Consider the following 2,172-nt stretch of genomic DNA (forward strand, 5'->3'; position numbering starts at 1 on the left):
CCCGCCCCTCTCTGTTAAATCTGGGCGTGCAGCTTTCACCGCACCCAGCTTCCGATGTTCTTAGCTTTTGCTTTTGCTCTTATGAATATAATCGTGGCAGCTTTCGTGAATTACTAGAAGGTTTTTAGGTTTCCAATTGTTATGGTTTCCATCAACATGATGTAAATGTACCTTCTCATCACTGAGCATTTTTAGCCCACAATGTCCACATTTATGGTTTTGCCGTTTGAGGGCTTTAGAGGTATGATTGTCATAGAGTTTGCTGTTACGCTCGCTCCAGTAACTCAAATCTCCGTCGTAGGGTGATTTCTCCCCTTTAACATTGATGTGTTTATTTTCGGAGTAAGGAACTGCGGGGAACGCTTTATCTAGTAATTGTTTGCTAGAATGGCGATTCTTTTTGGCTTCCTTATTGAATACCTTGAATGTTCTGTGTTGGATATGGTAAAGGGAAAATCTAGACCCGTCCATCTTACAGAAGCGATGGTAGTTCCTCCAACCTCTAACTACGGGAGCTAATTTCTCAGCCTTGGTAGTAGCACCATAATTCGAGCAGTTGACGATGGCTTTTACTTTCTTGCGAAAAGATTTAAAGTTGTCCACTGAAGGAACGCATCTAAACTTCCCGTTTTTCTGGACTTTGAAGTTCCAGCCGAGGAAATCGAACCCATCTGTCGCGGCGGTTAGCTTTGTCTTTTTCTCACTAACTTTCATTCCCCGCTCTGCTAGAAACTGGTTGATTTTGTCAAGTATTTCTTGGGCATCATCCTGTGGTCGTAATATTATTACCATGTCATCTGCGTAACGGACTGATGGTTCAATAATATGTTTTGTTGAGGTATTGTCTGTGATTCTTCTATTAGACATCATGTGGTGTCTGTGAATACTTTCAATCCCATCTAAGGCGATGTTAGCTAAAAGTGGACTTACTACTCCACCTTGAGGTGTTCCTTGTACAGGAAACTCTGGATTGACCCCGGATTTTAAGCAGCGGAAGATTCCCTGCTTTATGCTCCTTGGAGCTATGAGTCTATCCATTATGGCGGTGTGGTTTATCCTGTCAAAGCATTTTTCGATATCGAGTTCTATAACTCGTTTATCTTTTCCGTTACTAGATGAGTTTAGATTATTGAACAAGATTTTCTGCGCGTCCTGCGCCGAGCGTCCCGTTCTAAAACCGTAGCTCTTAGCGTGGAAGGTTGCTTCATGTGCTGGTTCTAGAGCATATTTTGCCAGGCATTGCCAGGCTCGGTCTGCAATAGTGGGGATTTTTAGCATCCTGGTAGTACCGTCCTTTTTGGGGATGGGTATTTCTCTTAGCCCCTGGTGTTTCCAGTTGCTACCTGATGCTTTTAGCAGTTCATTAAGCTCGAAGCGTTCCTTAAAGTTAAGGGACTTTTTGCCGTCAATTCCTGCGGTTTTTTTCCCAGCGTTTAGCTGTGATACTTGACGGATAGCCAATAATCTTGCTGCGGTAGATTTCAGAATTAGCTTTTGAAGGAACTTTGCCTTACGCTTGTCTCCTGCAAGAATCGCTTTATACACTCGTTTTTGTAGGCGGAATAAGTCACGGCGGAATTTCTTCCACGGTAATGTCATCCAAGATTCACTAGCATTATTGCTGTGCCTAACCATGCTCTTCTCCAATTTGTGTATTCTGAACACCTCAAACCAATTACGGTCTGTCCTACCCGAATTGAAGGAGTTCCGCTCCTCGTCTAGCCTACTTAGGGTTCGACCTCCCTTAGACCTCCAATCCGTTTTTATTCGTTCCCTCGGTTGATTGATTGTTCCGTTAGATGTAGCCAATTCAACCACTGGATTCCCTGGACTCTTGCCGATATTGAGACGGATATGCGGCGGGAATTAGCTCCAGTAAAGTCGGGTTTTTGAGTTGTGTCCCGCTTTGGATTAGGTCGCTTTTTTAGGCTCGGTTTCATCATAGGAACTCCCCGTTAGCGCCAAGTGTCACCTCACAACAGGTGTCTGATTGCGCCCTGTTCCCAGCTTTGACCTCCCGAAACCGAGTCGGGTCATCATGGGCAGATAGGGAGTCATACCTGAGTCTGGCAGATGGGGCTTTCACCCATATCAGACCGAGAGTTCAACCTTTTTCCATGATTGGATTGGGTTGGTTAGCTTATGTACGGACTGATTACCGTGATTCAGCTA

General features: G+C 44.5%; 2 protein-coding genes. One reads left to right on the top strand and one right to left on the bottom strand.

The features are described from left to right. Window positions 1-60: 60 nt before the first annotated feature. Window positions 61-1,635, bottom strand: a complete 1,575-nt coding sequence (locus tag FJR06_RS12555; RefSeq protein WP_168651545.1) for a reverse transcriptase domain-containing protein — start codon at window positions 1,633-1,635, stop codon at window positions 61-63. Window positions 1,636-1,982: 347 nt separating this feature from the next. Between FJR06_RS12555 and FJR06_RS23975 the strand changes: the two genes are divergently transcribed. Further along, the coding region (locus FJR06_RS23975) for a hypothetical protein (RefSeq protein ID WP_217359780.1) at window positions 1,983-2,172 on the top strand (190 nt) is incomplete at its 3' end.

The sequence above is a fragment of the Dolichospermum sp. UHCC 0352 genome (assembly GCF_009711925.1).
GTDB lineage: Bacteria > Cyanobacteriota > Cyanobacteriia > Cyanobacteriales > Nostocaceae > Dolichospermum > Dolichospermum lemmermannii.

Coding starts and splice junctions, on each gene's coding strand:
- FJR06_RS12555 (WP_168651545.1), bottom strand. CDS start 1,635: ATGGTTAGGCACAGCAATAATGCTAGTGAATCTTGGATGACATTACCG.